Origin of the sequence: Wolbachia endosymbiont (group A) of Pherbina coryleti (assembly GCF_964026875.1) — a bacterium.
Taxonomy (GTDB): domain Bacteria; phylum Pseudomonadota; class Alphaproteobacteria; order Rickettsiales; family Anaplasmataceae; genus Wolbachia; species Wolbachia pipientis.
In genome coordinates this window covers 720,488-740,842 of record NZ_OZ034706.1, presented here as the reverse complement: position 1 = coordinate 740,842, position 20,355 = coordinate 720,488, and the positions used below count along the sequence as shown (strand labels likewise).

General features: G+C 36.2%; 24 protein-coding genes. 2 read left to right on the top strand and 22 right to left on the bottom strand.

Annotated elements, in window-relative coordinates; all coding sequences use genetic code 11:
* The first annotated feature begins 48 nt into the window (after positions 1 to 48).
* Both AAGD87_RS03730 and AAGD87_RS03725 read left to right on the top strand, forming a co-directional pair.
* Complete coding sequence (locus tag AAGD87_RS03730) at positions 49 to 2,052, top strand: ankyrin repeat domain-containing protein (RefSeq protein WP_341817581.1); 2,004 nt, start codon at positions 49 to 51, stop codon at positions 2,050 to 2,052.
* 262 nt (positions 2,053 to 2,314) lie between these two features.
* Complete coding sequence (locus AAGD87_RS03725) at positions 2,315 to 2,482, top strand: hypothetical protein (protein WP_341817582.1); 168 nt, start codon at positions 2,315 to 2,317, stop codon at positions 2,480 to 2,482.
* A 104-nt stretch (positions 2,483 to 2,586) separates the two neighbouring features.
* Here AAGD87_RS03725 and AAGD87_RS03720 read toward each other — a convergent pair whose 3' ends face one another.
* From AAGD87_RS03720 to AAGD87_RS03615, 22 genes are all read right to left on the bottom strand, one after another.
* Positions 2,587 to 4,062, bottom strand: a complete 1,476-nt coding sequence (locus AAGD87_RS03720; protein WP_341817583.1) for a recombinase family protein — start codon at positions 4,060 to 4,062, stop codon at positions 2,587 to 2,589.
* Positions 4,055 to 4,495 (bottom strand): DUF2924 domain-containing protein, encoded by a 441-nt coding sequence (locus AAGD87_RS03715; protein WP_341817584.1) that lies wholly within the window; start codon positions 4,493 to 4,495, stop codon positions 4,055 to 4,057. Before AAGD87_RS03715 ends, AAGD87_RS03720 begins: the two co-directional genes overlap by 8 nt.
* 5 nt (positions 4,496 to 4,500) lie before the next feature.
* The gene (locus tag AAGD87_RS03710) at positions 4,501 to 4,965 is read right to left on the bottom strand and encodes an ankyrin repeat domain-containing protein (protein ID WP_341817777.1); all 465 of its coding nucleotides are present in this window, start codon (positions 4,963 to 4,965) and stop codon (positions 4,501 to 4,503) included.
* 31 nt (positions 4,966 to 4,996) lie between these two features.
* Entirely contained in the window at positions 4,997 to 5,698 is a 702-nt protein-coding gene (locus AAGD87_RS03705; protein WP_230609234.1) for an ankyrin repeat domain-containing protein, read from the bottom strand.
* Positions 5,699 to 5,866: 168 nt separating this feature from the next.
* Positions 5,867 to 7,027 carry a phage tail protein gene (locus tag AAGD87_RS03700; protein WP_230609232.1) on the bottom strand — a complete coding sequence of 387 codons (1,161 nt, stop codon included), beginning with the start codon at positions 7,025 to 7,027 and terminating at the stop codon, positions 5,867 to 5,869.
* On the bottom strand, positions 7,027 to 7,818 hold the full coding sequence (locus AAGD87_RS03695; protein WP_230609231.1) for a baseplate J/gp47 family protein: 792 nt from the start codon (positions 7,816 to 7,818) through the stop codon (positions 7,027 to 7,029). Before AAGD87_RS03695 ends, AAGD87_RS03700 begins: the two co-directional genes overlap by 1 nt.
* 2 nt (positions 7,819 to 7,820) lie before the next feature.
* Entirely contained in the window at positions 7,821 to 8,156 is a 336-nt protein-coding gene (locus AAGD87_RS03690; RefSeq protein ID WP_019078516.1) for a GPW/gp25 family protein, read from the bottom strand.
* A complete protein-coding gene (locus tag AAGD87_RS03685; RefSeq protein WP_172758482.1) occupies positions 8,153 to 8,413 on the bottom strand; it encodes a PAAR domain-containing protein in 261 nt (86 codons plus the stop codon). The genes AAGD87_RS03690 and AAGD87_RS03685 overlap by 4 nt, the downstream gene beginning before the upstream one ends.
* Positions 8,410 to 8,874 (bottom strand): phage baseplate assembly protein V, encoded by a 465-nt coding sequence (locus tag AAGD87_RS03680; protein WP_230609229.1) that lies wholly within the window; start codon positions 8,872 to 8,874, stop codon positions 8,410 to 8,412. The genes AAGD87_RS03685 and AAGD87_RS03680 overlap by 4 nt, the downstream gene beginning before the upstream one ends.
* Positions 8,861 to 9,334 carry a hypothetical protein gene (locus tag AAGD87_RS03675; RefSeq protein ID WP_230609227.1) on the bottom strand — a complete coding sequence of 158 codons (474 nt, stop codon included), beginning with the start codon at positions 9,332 to 9,334 and terminating at the stop codon, positions 8,861 to 8,863. The genes AAGD87_RS03680 and AAGD87_RS03675 overlap by 14 nt, the downstream gene beginning before the upstream one ends.
* A complete protein-coding gene (locus AAGD87_RS03670) occupies positions 9,331 to 9,828 on the bottom strand; it encodes a phage tail protein (protein WP_230609226.1) in 498 nt (165 codons plus the stop codon). Before AAGD87_RS03670 ends, AAGD87_RS03675 begins: the two co-directional genes overlap by 4 nt.
* Positions 9,829 to 10,134 carry a hypothetical protein gene (locus AAGD87_RS03665; RefSeq protein WP_264377128.1) on the bottom strand — a complete coding sequence of 102 codons (306 nt, stop codon included), beginning with the start codon at positions 10,132 to 10,134 and terminating at the stop codon, positions 9,829 to 9,831.
* 124 nt (positions 10,135 to 10,258) lie between these two features.
* A complete protein-coding gene (locus AAGD87_RS03660; RefSeq protein ID WP_341817776.1) occupies positions 10,259 to 11,275 on the bottom strand; it encodes a major capsid protein in 1,017 nt (338 codons plus the stop codon).
* 94 nt (positions 11,276 to 11,369) lie between these two features.
* On the bottom strand, positions 11,370 to 12,614 hold the full coding sequence (ltrA, locus tag AAGD87_RS03655; protein WP_341817448.1) for a group II intron reverse transcriptase/maturase: 1,245 nt from the start codon (positions 12,612 to 12,614) through the stop codon (positions 11,370 to 11,372).
* A complete protein-coding gene (locus AAGD87_RS03650; RefSeq protein WP_226080281.1) occupies positions 12,601 to 12,789 on the bottom strand; it encodes a hypothetical protein in 189 nt (62 codons plus the stop codon). The genes ltrA and AAGD87_RS03650 overlap by 14 nt, the downstream gene beginning before the upstream one ends.
* Positions 12,790 to 13,215: 426 nt before the next feature.
* Positions 13,216 to 13,587 carry a head decoration protein gene (locus AAGD87_RS03645; RefSeq protein WP_230609220.1) on the bottom strand — a complete coding sequence of 124 codons (372 nt, stop codon included), beginning with the start codon at positions 13,585 to 13,587 and terminating at the stop codon, positions 13,216 to 13,218.
* A 45-nt stretch (positions 13,588 to 13,632) separates the two neighbouring features.
* The gene (locus AAGD87_RS03640; protein ID WP_264377306.1) at positions 13,633 to 14,709 is read right to left on the bottom strand and encodes a S49 family peptidase; all 1,077 of its coding nucleotides are present in this window, start codon (positions 14,707 to 14,709) and stop codon (positions 13,633 to 13,635) included.
* Between the two features lie 14 nt (positions 14,710 to 14,723).
* Positions 14,724 to 16,133: a phage portal protein gene (locus tag AAGD87_RS03635; protein ID WP_230609218.1), complete on the bottom strand. Its 1,410-nt coding sequence runs from the start codon at positions 16,131 to 16,133 to the stop codon at positions 14,724 to 14,726.
* On the bottom strand, positions 16,127 to 16,825 hold the full coding sequence (locus AAGD87_RS03630) for a glycoside hydrolase family 25 protein (RefSeq protein ID WP_230609216.1): 699 nt from the start codon (positions 16,823 to 16,825) through the stop codon (positions 16,127 to 16,129). The genes AAGD87_RS03635 and AAGD87_RS03630 overlap by 7 nt, the downstream gene beginning before the upstream one ends.
* A complete protein-coding gene (locus AAGD87_RS03625) occupies positions 16,822 to 17,046 on the bottom strand; it encodes a gpW family protein (protein ID WP_230609214.1) in 225 nt (74 codons plus the stop codon). Before AAGD87_RS03625 ends, AAGD87_RS03630 begins: the two co-directional genes overlap by 4 nt.
* Positions 17,039 to 18,868 carry a phage terminase large subunit family protein gene (locus tag AAGD87_RS03620; RefSeq protein ID WP_264686021.1) on the bottom strand — a complete coding sequence of 610 codons (1,830 nt, stop codon included), beginning with the start codon at positions 18,866 to 18,868 and terminating at the stop codon, positions 17,039 to 17,041. The genes AAGD87_RS03625 and AAGD87_RS03620 overlap by 8 nt, the downstream gene beginning before the upstream one ends.
* The gene (locus AAGD87_RS03615) at positions 18,865 to 20,355 is read right to left on the bottom strand and encodes an ankyrin repeat domain-containing protein (protein WP_264685685.1); all 1,491 of its coding nucleotides are present in this window, start codon (positions 20,353 to 20,355) and stop codon (positions 18,865 to 18,867) included. Before AAGD87_RS03615 ends, AAGD87_RS03620 begins: the two co-directional genes overlap by 4 nt.

The window sequence follows — 20,355 nt, the reverse complement described above, 5'->3', positions numbered from 1 at the left end:
TACATATCGCATACAATGTATCATATATCTTAGCTTAGAGGGATAAGTATGGGTGAGTCTACTGGGATAGTAAAATCTATTATCAATCTACTAAAACCAAAATCCAAACCAGAGCCATCTGATTTTGAATATGAATCAATTATAGAACATCTATCATCTAAAGAGCATTTATTAAATGAGCTGATGAATGATATGTGGTACTCAGGAGACTTACCATCAGTCAGAAACTATAATGAACCATTATCTTTGATAGATAGCAAACTTGGATTAAGTGAACAGATTTGTGTTTGGTTTGCTCTAGATCATGACCTTACACCAAGTCAAAAAAATTTAAACAAAAAGTTACTTAGTGCTCTAAAATGTTTAACTTCTAACTGTGGTTCATTTGATAATACTGAGCCCCTTGAAGAATTTTTACATGATAATAGAAACAATAAAGATTTAAAAGTAATTCTTAACCTAAGAAGAGGAGAATCTCAATCAACAGTATTGCATGCGATTGCAGGAGCAAACATTGGTGGATTTCGTCGCACAGGAAATCAGGCTATAGATTTACTCTTAGAAGCAGGTGCAGATCCTAACATACAAGATAATAAAGGAAAAACACCACTATACCTTGCTGCTGCTAAAGGTCATTACGATAATGCAAACTCTCTTCTCTTGAAAGGAGCTAACCCTAATATAACAAGTAGAAAGGGGAGAACTCCACAACAAATAGCAACTAATAAACTCTGCTATAATATAGAAGAATTATTTCTAACTGATAAACAGAAAAAGTTAAATGCAGAATTGTATGACTTACTTGTACTCGATTCAGACTGCACTAAAAATTTAAAGGAGTTTTTAAGTAAGCATAAAAGAGATTCAGACCTAAAAGTAGTGCTAAATATTAGGCAAGGAATGGGTGAATCAAAAGTGTTTTCGTATGTTGATCGTTTTGCTTGGGATAATGAAGATCTTGCTCAAGAGTTAAGAAAAATATTTCTAGAAGCAGGAGCATTAGATTATGGTATAAATATTTATCGTCAGCAAAAGAAAGGACAGGTCAGTAAATTACTCGTTAATTTAACCTCAAATCAAAAGGAAAAGTTAAATGAGTTTTCTGATAAGGTGTTTCAGGCTCAAAACATGGCTGAACTTGAAGAGATTGTAAACGATGCTATAAAGTCTGGTGTACGATTAAACTATTCTCTTTCACAAGATTTCTTTTCAGGTAATGAGTACACTTTTACCGATTATGTGATGAAAAAAATCAGTGAATTAGAAAAGAATCCTAAAGTTGCTAGTAATATAATATGTCAATTAGTATCAAAAGGGGCAGTGTTTGGTAATACAGTTGATGCTAACACACTGACATCAGAATTTAAAGAGCATAAAACTAACCTAAAAAAAGCTTATAGAGATTATATTAGCAATTCTCATAAGTTTATTGAAATCGCAAAAAGTGCAACCAATAGCGAGCTAAAAGATGCAAGAGTAGACAACTCCGTTTTTTACTTAGAATATTCTAAAGATAGTAAAATAGACATTATAAAGATAACAGATGGGGCAAGGGATTTAGGTCTAACAGATGGAGATGTAAAGTGTGGAAGAAATATAGTAAAGATCGGTAATAGTGAAGTAGAAATTAAAATTGAAGATGGCATAAGGAATTACACAGATCTTACAGAAGGTAGCAGTATAGCATTAACTTTTTATACTAGTTTAGGAGAATTAGAAGTTAGATTATATCCTGATGAGAAAAATAAAAATTGGATAAAAGTAGAGGTGAGTGAAGAAGGCCTACTTCTACTTGATAAAATAGAAAGTTATAATGAAGCAATAGAAGATTGTAATGAGGGAATAGAAAATTATGAAGAAATAGGACAAAATTGCTTACTGGGAGGTTTATCAGTCATTGAAGCCATAGACCGAGGTGTTTTTGCTAGATCTGGTGGGTTAATGCGTCCTGAATTAATAAGCGAATCCAATAAGCAGAAGGGTTCATGGGTAAAACGTGAAGAATTAAGAAGAGTTTCTGATTCTAGGGAAAAAATTGCTAATTTACCATAAAAGTTGAAAATTATTATTTAAATATAAATTACTACAGTTAATAAATTATTGCAAAGGAGTCGAATCGATATCAATAATCTTTTAAGAATACTCTTTTATGTTGTTTTTCAGGAAAATGAGATGTCATTGTACAGGAGCTGGCCACAAGGTGTATTTTCAGGATATGAGACTGTATTAAAACACGATTGGCTGAGCCGACCTTTTACAGAATTTTTTTTCCAGATCTATAGCTCTTTTCACAATAATCCAAATAAATCATAATATGCTACTGGCCTACTATAGCCATAAACACATATCTTACCCTGTTCGGACTACTATAAGAAAAGCTATACTATTAAAATATGCAGCTAAATTGTATACATTGTCTACCACTGTTGCATCTAGTATGCTAAAATCTTCATCATCTATATTAATATTTTCGCATAATTGATTTTGTAACATCGACTTACATCAATCTCAATATCTTTTGGCATGGCCCTTTGTAGCAGCTCCTTCTTGCACATACTCTTTTCAATCTCCCGTTGCTTTTGTAAATTAAGATGCTAATCCATAAAATTTCTCTAATTGCTCGCTCCACAACATCGGTATTTCTTTCAAATCAGATAGCTTCAAACCTCTTGGCTGTCTCCCATTTACTATGTCTTCCTTAATCTTTGGTGCTAAATAATTCAACCTTAAAATTTGCTGTATACGTCTTGTACCTATATTAATTTTAATGCTCAGCTCCTTCACACTCCCATATTTTCCTTCCTCTAGTTGACGTTTCCAGGAATGGGCTCTCACCACTGCTTTCAGTAGCGCATTATTTGTTTTTCCTTCTGGCTCTACTACTGTGCATTTGTTTCCTTTCTTCTTCATTGGTATAAATTTTTCCTCTGATTCAGAACATACTTCTATTCCATCTTCTTTTACCATTACTCCCTTTATTAACTTTTTCACTACTTCTTTCTGTTCTCTGAAACTTAAATTTTTCCATTCTTCTCCCCATTTTTCATATAGCTGCTCTGTCTTTCTCATTACTTCTTTTTCCACCTCTCCCGCTACTATAGTTCTGTTTATTGATTCACAACCTTTTCCCCTTAAATGGTTATTGCACACGTAATATCGGTACCTTTTATTTTCTTTTTTTGCATACGTTAGTGTCATATTTACACCACAGCTCTTGCACTTAATTATTCCCCTAAGCAATGCTTCCTCATATTTTGCTTTTCTATATGGTTGATTCTTTATCAATTCCTGCGCTTTTTGCCATTTTTCTTCCTCTATTATTGCTTCATGCTTTCCTTCATACTCTTTCTCATAATGTCTTATCTTTCCCATATATATTGGATTTGTTATTATTCTTCTCACCGTCGCTTTCTTAAAGATATCTGATTTTGTTCTGTAACCTTCTCTATTTAACTCTCTTGCCAACTCTGCCATTGACTTCAACTCCAAATATCTTTCAAATATGTGCCCTACTATTTTCGCTTCTTTTTCATTTATTATTAATTCTTTATCTTTTACATCATATCCAAGCGGCAAAGTTCCTCCCATCCATAGTCCGTGTTCTTTTGATGTTGCTATTTTATTTTTTACTCTCTCTACTATCATCTCTCTTTCTAACTGTGCTGCTCCTGATAATACTGTCTGTACGAATTTTCCCATTGGCGTATTATTGTCAAATATCTGCGTTACTGCTATAAAATTTACTCTATGTCTTCTAAAAAATGACGTTACTTCGATGCTGTCTTTTGTTTCCCTTGACAGCCTATCTAGCGTATATACTACCACACAGTCCACTTCTCCTGCCTTTACATCTTCAAATAACTCCTTTATTGCTGGTCTTTCTAAGTTTTTTCCTGAATAACCGCCATCATCGTACCTTTTGGCCAATGCTACCCAGCCTTCTTTGCTCTTTATGTACTTCTCACATGCTACTCGTTGCGCATCTAAACTGTTAAACTTCTGCTCTAGACCGTCTTCATTTGACTTTCTCGTATATATTCCACATCTTATCCCTTTACACATTTTCCCTTCCCTTTTGATCACGCAAACCAAATAGGAGCGGCCCATTGTAACTCATTCCCATTATTTTTCCTGCTACTGCTGATAATGATGTGAAAAATTCTTCTCTGTAGATTAAACCCTTATCTGTTACCATTACTGCGTGAGTCTCTTCCCCTCTCTCTAATATTAGCTCTGTTCCCTCTACTGGCAGTTTATCGCTACTTATTCTTTTTCCCTTCTCTAGCCGATCTGCCAGATACTCTAGTCTTTTTGTCCCCTTTCTTGACATTTCTCCATACGCTTTTTCCTGCATCCTATAAGCTAATCTTGGTATCAGATATTTCTTTGAGTATCTAGGCGCTTCTTCTCCATATACCTTCTTCCACATTCTCCTTAGCTCTTCTAACGTTTTTTTCTCTAAATTCATCACTTTCTTTTCTGTTTCTTCCTCCATATTTTCTATCCTCTCATAAATAACTTTTCAATTCTGTCTGTTTCTTTCTTTAATACTTCAGTTACTTCTTTACTGTTTTTCGCATAATCCATTGCTGTCATTCCAAATGTATCCTCTTGTTCTATTTCTCCTCCTGCTTCCACTAACTCTTTTACTATTTCTACTTTCCCCACCATACATGCAAGGTGCAATGGAGTGCATTTATTGCCATACTCTTCAGCATTTACATTTGCTCCTGACTTTATCAATTCTCTCACGGTTTCTATGCGTTTCTCCGTTACCGCTAGATGCAGTGCTGTATATCCTCTTGCATCTGCTGCATTCACATTCGCTCCTTTTTCGACTAATAACTTCACTGTTTTTGCGTCTACCGCATAATGCAGTTCCTTCTCGTCTCTTGCATAAATATTTTCATGTGAGTTCTCTAATAATTCTTCTGCTGACTTATTAAATTTGCCAAACTTTAACATAATTTACCTCACCTTTTCTTTGACCTTTTTTTTAAGCTTTCCTTCTCACCACCTCATCTATCATTTCATTTATCTGGCTTATTATTTTGCTTGCTAAATTTTCACATTCTTCCTTTATTAGTGATTTGTCTCTCTTTCTTATTTCTTCTATCTCTATTATTTTTAGCTCCGGCATGTAGCTTCCATTCAACATGTCTGCTATTTCTCCCACTAGCCCCTCTATTCCATAGCACGTCAGTTCTCTACTTTTTGTTACTCCTCCTTTTTCTCTCAAAAATTTACTTGCCTTTTCACTCTCTTTGCTATCACATAGACGATACTTTTCACTTTCCCAGATGTAATACATTGGTGTTGCACCGTACTTATTCAGTTGATTAACTTCAGCTCCAGCCTTTACCAGCTCTTTTATTATTTCAACTCCTGCTCCTCCTATTTTGCACGCAGAGTGCAGTGGCGTACATCCAGTAACATATTGAGTAGCATTTACTTCTGCTCCTTCTCTTAGCAGCACTTTTACATTTTCTAAACTTTTTGCGAATACTGCACAGTGTAGTGGTGTATAACCATTCTTATCTCTTGCATTTACCTCTGCCCCTTTTTTTATTAATAACCTCACTGTTTTGTAATCAGAGATTTCTACTGCTTGGTGTAATATCGTCTCTCCTTCTTCATTTCTTTTATTAATATCGTTACTTGATACTTCTTTAAAAAACTTACTCTTGCTAAAACTCATTTCATACCTCACAAAATTAGCTTTTCTAGCGTTAGATAAATTTCTTATATTTACCTGCTGCTATTCAAGTCATGTCCGTTTTAGCATGAGAAAGCAAGTCCTTTTCTTTTTATTTCATACACTTTAAACTATTATTAATATAATATATGAGGATCTAAATATAAGTATTTAACTTATTACACATATTGCTTGACTATTTTTCCAACTTCTGTGCAAATGTCGATGTTCGTGCCATTTCAGTACTCCCGGGTAAAACACTAAAATGTGCTTTTCTAATTCGTGTATTGAGTCTTTTTGCTCTGAATATAAGTCGTTTTTATAGTAAATGTTGTGTTCTGCTAAAACATATTTTCTGACCTTCTGATCTGTATAATTTTCTATTTTGTAGTGGTGAGTAACGCTAAACCTTTCTAAAATTGGCTTGTGTTTTAAATTCCAACGTTGCCCTGAAAGTTTATCGTTTCCCAATACAAATTTATTTCCTTCTTCTTCTATTCTACCAACCGGAAAACAGCTATTTATTTCTCCTAATTTCCAGCTATCTGACAGTACAATCTGCGCTTTTGCAAATTTAATCGACGGTAATAAGCTTTGAGTTAGAGGATACAGGGCTTTTAAGTTATACCACTGATGACTTCTTTCATAAATGCCTTTGTAATCCTTTGTGTGAGGCTCTGTTTCCCCAAGCACTGCTACATTCAACCGATATATGTCATTACTAAATGCTTGCTCATAATGAATCCGAAAAGTGCTAAACTTAAAATTTGGATTTAAGCTTTTTAGCTCAAATGTGTTCTTTCTACCGAATGACAGTACTGGTCCATCTTTTTCAATTTTTATCCCCGAGTAATCCGATAACAAACTTCCAAAAAAGCTTTCATCTAAAATAAACCTATCAATGTTGTAGTGGTCATTGAAAATCCTCATTAGCCTTGATCTTGCTGGTAATGACAGCTTTGCCAATTCTACAACTGCATCTACAAAAAAGTCATTTGGCACATCCTTTATTCCAATTTGCAGCTCAAAAAAATGTTTTCCAGGTGGTTCTTCGATAATTGTAATATCTTCTATATTTGCCCATTTTAGTGCTATTTTGAGTGATTCTGGGGTTCCTCTCAGTCTTTGAAACTTTACTCCTTCTACTATCGCTCTTCTTTTATCTTTTACCCAGCGTAGTATCTCCCCCAATTCATATTCCTCAATCAACCACGGCAATGTTTCTTCTTTAAGACTAAACTTAAACCCTCTGATGCAACTTGGATCAACTTTATAATCCGTTGCATCTACTAGCGCTTTTTCCTGTTTTGTTGCATTTGGTGGCAATAACATTAATTCAACTCAATCTCTAAGTTTCTTAAAGCAGCACACTCATTACCTAGCACCACAACATCTTCTTTTGGCTCGATTAATTCTACATTCTCTACACCCTCTACAAATAGGTTTGCTATTATCCAAGATCTTGTTACATTCCATCCTAATCTTTTTGCTAATTCAAACTTCTCAATAAACTGCTTCTTGATTTCTTCCTCTGATATTAAAGGACTTATGCTCATTCTGCTGTGGATATCTACTTCCGTAATATTGCAACCTATCACTGTTACTGTATCGGTTAAAACCCTTATATCATCTCTAGTAACTTGCTTTCTTACAATTTCAAGTAGCTCTTCTAACGCTATGCCAGTTTGTGTTGATAAGATTGAAATTTGTACTTTCCCTGGTATAGGTGATTCCACTAGTGCATCTTTTACTCTACTATCTGCTGACAGTGCATAATACCTATAATACTCCTTGCTCCCACATGTGCTCCAGCCTTTTACTTTTGCTTTTACCCTCTTTCTAAATCGTTCGTCATCTTCTTCTTTTTCTCTCTCTACTCCATAAAATTCAGCCAAATTATCAAGATCTTCTCCTATCGCAAATTTAAGTAAATTACCCTTTACAGCTTCGTTTATCCTTTGTCTGAGCAAAAGTTCTCTCCATGCTGCTACCTCCAGAATCTTTATCGCTGGATCACTTTCAACTAATGCTGTAAAACTTGCGTCACGCTTCACCAACTCTTCCCTCATCCGAGACAGAATTTCTTCGAAGTTCAGTGGCTCAATAATGTTAGGCTGCTCCATCTTTATACCACAACTCCATCAAAGCGAATATTTTTTCCACTTGGTAAGTACAATCCTTCTAGGTCAAGCGTTACTTTTCCTTCTTTCACTTCTGTTATTTTTACTTTTTCTAACTTAAATCTTTTTTCCCATTTTTCCAAAGCTTCTGCAGTTGCTGCGTAAATTTCCAAAGTTAAATCCCTATTTATTGGCTTATCTACTAACTCAAATAATCTTGATCCATAATCTCTTCTCATTATTCTACTCTTAATAGGAGTGGTCAGTATATCAATTATTGATTGCTTTAAGTGTTCTAAACCCTCTAGTTCTTTACCTGTTTCTTTGCTCATTCCCTTCATACTGGCTCTGTAAAAACATCAGAACTCCCTCTAATTACTTTAAACCCACATGAAACTATATCTCCTACTCTTCCTATACCAAACCCATTGGCAAATACTGTTTTAGATCCTTCTATTAATATTTTTCCTTCACTAAAACTATCTCCTTGCCTGCAAATTTGCTTACCATTTACAAAAACATTGTTACTGCCGCTAATGCAGAAATGTGGTATAGCTTCTCCACAGTAGTCTCCTAACCTCACTATTCCTTTGTTCAATTTAAGTCGATCCTTTCTGCTTTCAGTTTTATTCCACTTTTTGTCATTTCTATACTTGATCCCCCAGCCTTAAGTGTTATTTTGTCTACTACTTCAATCTCTAAATTATGCTTCTCTTTATCATATAATAATCTTGTCCCATCTTGAAATTTTACACTATTTATTTCTTTTTTATTCTCTGGTGCAGGGTATTTTTCCTGATATATTCCTGCTAACACTACTCCTAATGATAGTTCACCAAGAGGAGAAAATACCATTACTTGTTCATCGATATCTGGCGGAGACCAATCTCTATCTTTTCCTGCTTTGCTCGTTATCCAAGGTAAATAATCTGTTAAAAGTTCTCCTATTTTTACTCTTACTTTTGCTTTGTCATAATCTACCTCTTTTACAAGCCCTATTCGTACAATGTTTGCTAGCTTCCTATTCAGCTCTGAAATCGCAAAACTATGATCCAACATTTATATTTCCTACGTTTATGGTATGTGGCTTAATTTTTCCTTCTTCCCATACTGATTTACCTAAATGAAGCTGATGACTCCAATCAACCATCCACACCAAATATGCATCTAATTCGGGTCTAAATCCATCAGGCTCTGCAGAAAGAAATTCAGCCGGAGATACATTCTTTTCCCAGGTATTCTTGTTCACTACTCTTGCAACCTCAGCAGCTAATGATCTGACAATGAGAGGAGCATTTTCTATTGTGCTATCAACTACTATTCTAGCTTCAAATCTTGCTTTTAGAGCTAATTGTTCAGTACCTGGATCTTTACCTGGTTCTAAACTTGCTAGTTCCACAAACACCGCTGGCGCTACTAATTCTTTTCTTATTGCTGGATAAATTTCACACGTCTGTATTGCTGATATTTCTTCTTTTAACTTAGTGCAGATTGCTTGATGTAAATCTTGCAAATTCATATAGGTGTAATGTAACTTAATTCGCGGTGGAAGAATTTTTCAAATACCTTTTCAACTTCATAATTAACAAGATTCTCTATTATCCTTGAAGCCTCAGGTTCTAGTAGCAACTTAATTTCCTTTATTGGCAGGGCTGTTCTTCCTTCACGTTTAAAAATACCGCTATTTCCTTTTGGCATAACTGCTGCAAATCCTCCTATAAACTCATGCTTTCCTACTTTCGATCCTCTTCTTGTTTTTTGTATTTTGCCAATTGTCGATGCTCTAATGTCATAGAGATTTGCTCTAATTAACACTTCTAATCTGCTAGTTTTCGCCTTAAAAATTCTTAATCTCTTTCTTATCAAACCTAAGTTTATTCTCTTTTCCTCACTGATTTCCTTAGCTGCTTTTGATTTTAGCCATATTGCTGTTTTGTTTAATGCACTCACCATTGCTTTTTCCACTTTTTTCCTTTCAGCATCTATACTTTGTATAATACTACCGGTACGCATTTATACTCCTGACGCTCGAATTTTCCATATCATTCCTGAATTATCTTGCAGCGGTGGAGAATATACTTTATATTTACGGTCACCTATAACAAAAACATCTCCTACTATTGGCCTTAACACATCAAACGCACTTACTTCTAACGCTAAAGTTTCTTCCACAAATTGTCCTTCACCAATCTCGTATAATTTATCTGGCTGTTGCTTTAATACTTGTACCATATATGACTTATCCTTTGACTCATATAAAGCTATCTCCCCTAAATGGATAAGACAATCTTTCAATAACCTCTTTACATTTTCCTGCATACCATTTTCTATTCATTCAAATTCACTTCTAAAGGCTTCTAAAAATATATTGCATCCTTATATTTTTTTAGCATACTCAACACATATTAAAACCATAAGTAGAGTTTTCTACGTGAGGGCTCTACTATGTTGTTACTATTTTTACCAAAACGGACGGACGGTGGCACATTGGCAATGGATTCGACTGCGTATGTAAATCAGTTCCTCTATCAAATCTCCTTGGTTCTTGTTTTGCATATAGTGGCTGTCCAAGAGTATTTACTGTTTCATTAAAATCTGCTGGTGCAAAATATGTTGTAAATGTGCTTGCTGTTCCTAGTGGAAAACAGTGTCCCGTATCTCTTTCTATAAATCTTCTTACGGTTCCTTCAGGATCAGTTGCTTGCCCTCTATATTCCTCAAATGTAATTCCACAAAACGTAAATCCTGACCTCATATCGTTCCTTAGCGCTGCTCCTTCTTGCCATCTCTCATATGCTTCTTTTACTTTAGCATGAGAAGTTAGTGCATCAAAAAACTCAGGACTTACCAAGGCATGAATTCCGGTCATATATTCACCACTTAGATTATCTTCTATATGCCGGAGTACTTCCAGACACTTACGCTTGACATCTGTTGTTGCTGTTCCAAGGGCAAAATTTACTATTTTTGGTGTTATTTCAAATTCGTTGTACAGATTTAGTAATTCTGACCCGTCAGCATCAAGAATAATTCCCTTCAGCGCTCCCATTCGTAAATGCTCTAATGTTATTGCGTGTTTGTTTCTCATTAGCTGTAAATGGTCAGTTATTACGTCTGCCAGCGCTTTCAGTTCACTTTCTGATCCAAATGCCCTTATTCCCTGTACTTCCTCTGGTAACACTACATCATCATGTGGAATATGCGGAACCGTAAATGTTCTTACCTTTCTTTTGCCGCGTTTTCCTACTGTTGCTGGTGCTCCTGGAACTTGTGTTGGTAGTAAACTTAATACTCCGTTTCGCTCTTCTATGGTAATATGTCTAAATCTTACTGACCTACTTGGAAATAAATTTAAATTTTCAACTCGTCCATAATTTATCGGCAATATATTTATCGCATTTGTTAGTGCCGTCATGCTAAATGCTGTATTTGTAAATGGATTTTGGTTGGTAGAAGTCATAGTCCTATCCCCCTTGTTTGAGTTTTATTATTATGACTCCCCCATAAGAACCGTGCTTGCAGTTTTCCCGCACACGGCTCCACAATAATAGCGTTCACGATATACCTCCTATATATAAAGAAAAACATATTTTTGGCTTTGGTAGTGGATTGACTTGTTTGTAGTTCATGAATTGTTCCCAAGTCATACTCTTTTTCTGACTACGACGGTTTATCCACTTAAACGTTAGCTTATTTACCGCCCACTCAAACTTACTGAGCCATCGGTAATTTCCACTAATCCCGAAGTAGTTATAGTGCCCTCTTAGTTTAGCTTTTAGTATTTGCCACCAATCTTTGAGACAAATCCGGTTACGTGTCGTTTTCAACCATTCTTTGATTTCTTTAAGTTTCCTAGCTAGGTTTATTTTTGAGGTTTTATGCCCCATAATTAGCCTGCCATTACGACTTTTTGCACAGTAGTGCGTAAATCCTAGAAAGTTGAAACTTTCCATTTTCTTCTTTTCTCTCTTTGCTTGGTACCATCCTTTCTTGCCAAACTTTACTATCCTCGTTTTGTTTTCAGATATTTCCAAACCAAACTTGGCTAATCTCTGTTTCAGTGATCCTAGAAATTCCTTAGCATCTTCCTCATTTTCACAGCACACCACAAGGTCATCTGCGTACCTGACTAGCTCCATATATCCTTTAGATTTGGGTTTTACTTTCTTTTCAAACCATAGATCTAGCACATAGTGTAAATATATATTGGCTAATACTGGGCTTACTATTCCTCCTTGAGGTGCTCCTTGTGTGGTTGCTTTATAATATCCAGCTTCCATGACTCCAGCTTTAAGGAATTTCTTTACTAACCACAATAAATTTGGGTCAGATATTCTTTCCTTTAAGCACCTAATTAGCCATTTATGCTGAATATTATCGTAGAACCTCTTTATGTCCACTTCCACAATATAGTTTGTTGGTTTGTACATAACTGTTTTATTTAATGCTTTAACCGCTTGGTGGCAGCTTCTATCAGGTCGAAACCCGTATGATTGGTCTAGGAAATTTGCTTCATAGATATTTTCCAATATCTTCTTTAGCATTATCTGCACCAGCTTATCCTCTGTCGATGGTATTCCAAGTCCGCGTTTCTCTTTGCTTCCGGCTTTTGGTATATATACCCTTTTTACCGGTTGCGGTTGATATTGCTTTCTCTTCATACTATCTATTAGAGTTTTAAGCTTCTCATCGAGGCTTTCTCCGTAAGCTTCTACTGTCACCTGGTCTATACCGCAAGCCTTGTTGCGTTTTAGTTCCTTATAACACTCCGCTAGATTTTCTGCATTAATTAGATGCACCAGCGATGTAAATTTTAACCGCTTGTCTCGCTTTGTTCTTATCGCTATCTGGTTTAGTTTCTTTTGCATATTCCTCCAATCTCTGTTGTATTAGTCTTGCAATCCCTATCCCAGTTGCTATATTGCTGATCGCTTCCCCTTGTATGTGGCTTTCCCACACTCTGAGTATTATCAATCAGTCCGACTTCCTTTGTATCTTTCGTCAGTCCTCGCCTTTGTTGGCTTGTTCTAACGTACCTAAATAGGAATACAAAGGATCTCCCAAGTTCATTTAGAACCCATCTCAATACATGATACGGCCTTAGATCCCGATAGAGTGAGTGATAACTTGCCTTATCGTTATCCTTCATGCTGTCTTCCACTAAAATGCACAATGTCGACCTCTATGATGTCGGAAATTTCGGGACTCAATACCTTCACTTTCGTTGCACCCTGTATTGTCCGTTCCATTAGCTTTACTACGTTCGTTACCTTACGCAGCATAATGGTTCGTTTTAGGCTATTGGCTAGACTTTGCCTAAGTCGGATTTTCACCAACTGTGTTCTAAACGCTTCTCTTGGCGCACGCATTTTTCCCCCTTTTGTGTTTTTAATAGTTTTTTTAAGCTCCCTTGCGGATAATGATCCCTCGTCCTTCAAGTTGCTTTATTGCTGCAGTTTTCTGCTCTTCAGTTATATTTGCTGGCCATACAACTGCATGATCTGCTAGCATTGCACCGCGAGCAATAATTACTCCTTTAGCATTTTCCTTTGCGTTTACATCACTTGCAATAACACCTATTGCGGTTTGTGTGCCATCGGTTGCTGTTGGATTCAAGACCCTAATAAAACCATCTTCAGTCTTTTTAGCAACTACTGCACCAAGCTTGAGATTCTGTCCTTTGGCAACAATTATTTGATCTCGTGAATATAAATTTGATGCTTCATATTTTAGAAGATCTCCTAAATTATTTGTTTCAGTTATACAATTCATAAAATTTTCTCCTTTACTTTCTACTTTTATTATACTGCGAATATTTTAAATACCTGATTGCGCACGACTTCTTGCTACTTGCATCATCAAATCTTCTCCTAAATTCTGTGGTATTGCACTCAGTATCTCTGTCTTCTTCGTTCTCTCTGCAAGTAATTCCATTAAAACTTCCCTTGCTTGCTCAATACTTACACCCTGCTCAATAAATTCTCCTATTTTCTCTGGCATTCGTGATAAGTTACATAAACGTATTAATTCAATAATTTCAGTACGATACTTAGTTAAATTATCAGTTTCTAGGTCATCAATTTCTAGGTCAGTTGTAATTTGTTTATTCATAGTATTTTCTCCTTTGTTAATAAATTCAAAAAATGTTGTAACTCCATCTGCAAGACCTATTTCCACTGCTTTCTCACCAAAATATAGACCTGCTTCTGTTGATCGAATCTTTTCAATTGAAAGACCTCTATTTCTTGCTATTAGCTGCACAAACATTTCATATAGTCGGTCTACTTCTTTTTGTAAGCTTTCCAGACTTTCAGACGTTATTGGCTCATGTGGGTTTAAATCATTCTTTCGACTACCAGCAAAGATTGTGGTGTACTTAATACCTTGCTTTTCATCAAACCTACTTTGATCTATATGACTTGCTATTACTCCTATACTGCCAACACCAGAAGTTCTGCTCACAAATACCTTTTCAGCGCTTGAAGCTATAGCATATGCAGCAGAGTACGCATCATCATTTGCTATTGCCACAATTCTCTTTTTTGCTCTTGATTCGTAAATAAAATCAGCCAAGTCGAATAAACCGTTTACTTCTCCGCCTGAACTATCTATATCAAGCAGAATAGTTTCTATATCTTTGTTTGATAATGCTTCTTCTACTTCTTCTTGAATTTTCTCATACGATGTCATGCCTAGAAAATCATCAAAAGCTCCTGGTTTTTTGGTTAAAATTCCATGTATTGGTATTATTGCTGTCTTTTCTATATTGTTCTTTACATAGTGTTTTACGTTTTTAAAGATAGGTTGTTTTCCGTTATATAGCGACAACAGGTCAAAGCTTTTTTGCTCTATCATCATCGGCCTACATAGCCAGTTGGTTTGTAAAATTTCCATAAAGTAAACGAGATTTATTTTGTTTGTGTCCTGACATCAGAATCAAAGAAAAGGTTGAAAGAATCAGAACGCTTTTGATCTTCTGCTATTTCTTGGTCAATTTCTTCTACATCGTAACCCATTTCTGATACTACTTCCGATCGACTCTTAAATCCATTCCTTACTGCCATTTGCTGTGCTTGCTGGTCTTTCAGTGGATCCACCCAATCAAATCCCTGTGGTATCCATTTTACTTCTTCTTTCGCTGCTTTTGCCACTTTTTCATCTATACAGAGTTCTCCACACAGTACTGCTAACTCTAGCCATCTATTCCATACTGGTCTGCAAAATTGAAATACCATAATGTTGTGTTGCAGCATAGCGCATCTACGACGAAACTCTATCAGTCCTGCTCTGATTGATGAATAATTAACACCCGTTAAATCTCCTGTTAGTTGCTCATATGTTATCCCTGTGCCTATTGCTATTGCCCTCAGTTGCTGTCTCATGAATGCTTCATAACTTCCTCCAACATCAGACGGCTCTGAAAATTTTATGTCTTCTCCTGGGTCTAAAAGCTGCATAGTTCCTGGCTCTAAACCTGATAGTGCTACTCCTTGCTCATTACTTTCACCTTCTCCTAAAATATTTGCTTCTGGATCAAGTCTCGTAATAAACCCTGCAAACATTGCTGCAGTCTTTTTTCGTACTAATTCTGCATCATCGTACTGGTCAAGTTCGTAAAGCTTCAAAAGCACGTTAGAAAGCCAAGGCTCCCCTCTAATTTGTCCAGGTCTTAATGGTCTATAAATATGTAAAACATCATTTGCCGGTACTCTAACTGACTCTCCAAATGAGCCTTCTCCTGGGTGCTCTCTAAATAAATAATATGCTTCTCTTTGCCCAAGCCTATTAAACTCAATCCCGCTTCTTATTACATTACCATTTCCTAAAGTTTGATTTGTTTTATTATCTAAATGTTCAGACTCAAGCACTTGCAGTTGTAATGGCACAGAAAATCTATCTTCCAGCCTTCTCGTTCTTAAACGTACAAAACATTCTCCTCCCTCTATCATACTTCTGCATACTAGAGCTTGTAATCCATAAAAATCACTTATTCCACAGCTATCTGCTTCGTCTGTCCAACGTAGCCATAATTCTTGTACTTTCTTTCGAAATTCTGCATTCCTTGCTTTTGATTGTGGTTTTATTCCTGTTCCAATAGAGTTACTTACTATTGTATCAATAATATTTGCTGCATATGGATTTTTTCTTACCATATCACGAGAGCGGCTACGCAAGTGCTCAAGGCTTTGAGAAAGCAAATTATTTATGCTTCCTGCTTCTCCTTGCCAATACATTACCCTTCTTCCTGAGCCTGCTGCATCCCATGCAGAACTTTTGATTTTTGGCTTGCCAAATAATTGTTTGAAGGTTTTTAACATCCTGATAACCAAAATTCTCTTAATTCTTTCAAAGTTCCGTTAAATTTGTTTCTGTCACATTTTCCGATTCCTTCTACTTCATGCGGCTTTGCTCCTGTTTGACCGTCGGTATATTGCCATAGAGTCCAGTTCCTCCATCCTATTGGTAATGTCAGTTTTGTTCCCCATTTTGCTAACCATAGTGGACATTCTGTTAAAGTTGGGGTGGCAAAATCCTTGAGAAAACTAGGGCTTCCATAAATTAACGGCAAACGTCCGGTTACTAAATAGACCCTATTTACAAAGTCCTCTGCTTGTTTTGGCATTATGCTTTTTCCATCTTTGTTTTCCTCAATGTCAAGGGCTAACAATATATTTGAACTATCACCAATTGTTTCGAGAAAATGCTCAGCTTGGTCTTTGCCGCTTTTTTCCCCGACACCAAAATGGTATGCACCCCAAAGCAATTCCTCTTTTTCAGCGGCTTTTTTCCTTTTTGTATATTCAGGATCTACGTACTTTACCCCCTGGGTGGCTTTGTGAATTATGCCTACTATGCCATCTTCTTTTGTTAATCTAAAATCTATCTCCTGATTCCAGTGCGACAAATCTATTACTGCATTTATAAGCATACCTGGTGTAGCGGTAGCTATCATATACCTCAAATGCTCTAGAAAATCTGGGTATCCATTTTCTATCATGCAACTTCTCATACCACTCCTTTATTCGTTGAAATAACAATCTTTCTTTTTGGTTTTTGACCTTCAACCTTGAGCTCAGCCTTGATTCTTTGTCTTAAGTTTAAAAGATCGTTTATTTGCACTTCAGCATATCTCACTACATGGTCACCATATGCAATTGATACTACTCGCTCTCCGCTTTGCAGCTTCTTTATTGCTTGTTCAACTTGAAACAAATACTCTTCGTTATACATTTTTCAACCACTTACTCTGTCTTACTTTTTTAGGTTTTTTACTTTCCATTTTCCCACTCAAACTATTCCATTTACTCTCTGGCCATCGATCGATTCCAAGCGCAATAGATGCAGCTCTCGCATAAATTCGGCAATCTAGTACTTCATTTCTTTCTCTTACCTTTTGCCACTCTTGTTTGGTATATCCTTTTACCACTTTGCTGACTAATTGCTCTGCTGTTAGCTGCTTAAAATATTCAGGTGCATACTCAGGAAAATGACAGTATCCTGCTGGAGCTTCTTCACCTTCTTTTAAAACATTAAGTAATTGAAAAAGCTCTGACTTTAATATCGATACTCCTGCTGGCCAGAGCTTTATTCCTCTTTTCAGCTTTTGCCCTCCAACTGTTATATCTACTCTACTTGGGCTGCTAAGTGGTACTAGTGCTTTATTTACACCTTTGACTGCCATTACTCTTCCAGAGCCTTGATGGCCTCTTACCCAATTGTATACTTCTTGTGTTGCATATCCAGCATCTACTGCCATCATACTTATCATATACTCAAGCCCATTTTCACCGATAAAATGATGACTCAGAAGCTCCGAAAGCTTTCCCCATACTTCTACTCTTCCAGTATCACCTTCAAATACTCGGTAGTCTATTGACCAACTTTCGCGGCTTTTTCCCCATGCTACAACTTCTACTTCTAACCGATCTTTTTGTACATCTACTCCTGCTGTGAGAACTACTTCACCCTTTGGTACTGTGCCAATTTGATAAGATTCTCTCCTGTTAAATAATTGCTTCCAATCTGGTACTTCTCCTTTATCTACCCAAGTTTCTCCAAGCGTTGTATTTATCCAAACCTTTAACAATTGCTCACTTTCTTTACTATGCAGAAAATCCTCTACTGCTTGATTCCAACTATACCAGCCAACAGGACTATAAAGACTTGATAGATGAAAACCTGCTATTTTGTTACTTGAGGTTTGATTTGTAGCTCTCCATTCTCCACGTTCAAGCATTTCTGTCTTTTGATGATTTTCTATTTTGCCACTACATTCAGTGCAGACATAATGTGCTGTTTTTGCATCATTGTTCTCCCACTTTATTTGTGACCATTTTAGAACTTGATAGTAATTACAATGCGGACAGGGAACAAAAAAATATCTCTTATCTGTTGCTTCAAATTCTTTCTCAATTCTGCTTATTCCATGAATCGTTGGTGTTGATACTAAAAAAATCTTTCGCCGTGCAAATGTATTGGTACGAGCTATGCTGAGCAGTACTGGATCTCCTTCTCCTCCTGAGTCTCCTGGATATGCATCTATTTCATCAAGAAAGAGGTATTTTACTGGCATAGAGCGAAGTCCTACACTGCTATTTGCTCCAGTTATTACTACTATTCCACCTGGAAATTCCTTACTTTGTACAGTATTTCCTGAATCTCTTGATCTTGGGTCTTTTACTTTACTTTTTAAACATGGTGTACTTTCAATAAGTGGCGCAAATCTTCCTTTTGACCAACGCTTTCCCATTTCAACTGTTGGCTGTACTACTAGCATTGGCCCTGGTGTTTGATCGATAATATAGCCAATCCAGTTATTTCCAGCCTCTGTTCCTCCAATTTGTGCTCCTTTCATGAATACCACTTTTTCTACTGGCGAGGACGGAGATAGTGAATCCATGATTTCTTTAAGGTATGGTGTTCTCTCTGTTCTCCATTTTCCTGGCTCTGATGCTGCAGTTGCTGCTAAAACTCGATACTCATTTGCCCACTCTGACACCTTAAGCTCTGGATCTGGTTTCAAACCTTCAGAAAAAGATGTGGCGTATATCATTGTATGCATCTACTCATAACTGGTTCTATCTCGACATCATTAACAATAGAACTACACTCCTCAACAATAGAACTACACTTCTCCATCTCCATAAACATCTTTTTCTGAAATTTGTTTTCTATATATCTTCTGCTCATCTCACTTATCATTAGTGCTATAATAATCGCAAATATCCCTGTTGTTGTTGCAAAAATGATTGCACTGCTTATTGTTGTTGCTGTTAACCCTATATATACCGCTATTGCTACTGCACTTACTGAGGTAAAAACACAGATCGCACTATTGTATTTTCTTACTTTTGCATCTCTATGCTCCATACACCTATAATAAATTGGTACAGATCTGCCTATCTCATCTGGTAATTTGATGCTCTTTTCTTTAAATAAAGTTTTTAGTAACTCTAAATTGTTTGATTTGATTGCTAAATGTAAAACAGGTGTATAATTTGCTCCTTTTTTCAGCAATAACTTTACTACATGTAAATGCCCTTTTTCCGCAGCAAGATAGATCGGTGATAGACTCTTATTATTTGAAATATCAATATCAATTTCTTCTTTTAAGATAGACTCTACAAGCTCAATTTCTCCTCTTTGTGCAGCTAAATGGAGTAGACTATTCTTTTCAGAACCGTATTTATTACTTATCAAAGCCTTCTTTATCTCAGGTTTAGCGTAATCAAATGGTGTCTTGCCACTATCGTCTTTTACCAGAGGATCTATATCTTCTCGCGTTAGTAAAACCTCTATTGTTTTAAGTCTTTCAGCGTAATGTAGTGGCGTTTTATTTTCGTAGTCTTGCAAATTTACTTGAGCATTAGGCTCCTTTATTAAGCATTTGAGAATATCGAGACACAAATCTCTTTCATCGTAATTAGTATTACTTACAGCTATATGAATAGGTGATAATTTCATTGAATTTTGTCCTACACGTGCGCTATTTACATCTGCTCCTAGCTCCAGTAATAACTTTACTATCTCTAATTTTTTGTTGTTAACTGCATAGTGCATCGGTGTCTGATTTCGTGCATCAAAAACCTCGATTTCAGCATTTCCTTCTCTGACTAAAATCTTTACAACTTCTACATGTCCAATACCAGCTGCCAAATGTAATGGTGTATGAAATATTGCATTACGCGAATTAACATCGATGCCTCTATTTATTAGGTACCTTACAGCATTTACCTCACCCACCATTGCAGCTAAATGAAGTAAGCTATCTTGTTCTGACCCGTATTTATTATTAATTAGCGCTTTTAATATTTCTGCTTTTTTTCCTTCTTTAGCGTAATCAAGAGATGTTTTGCCGTCATTATCTTCTACAAAAGGATTAATGTTCTTCTTCGTAAGTAGCAGATCCACCATGCTTAATTCGTCAAATTCTATAGCGCAATGTAGTGGTGTCTTGCCATTTAATCCTCTAACATTAACATCTAATCCAGGTTGATTAATGAGGCACTTTATTAATTCTAAACTTAAGTGAGCAGACAT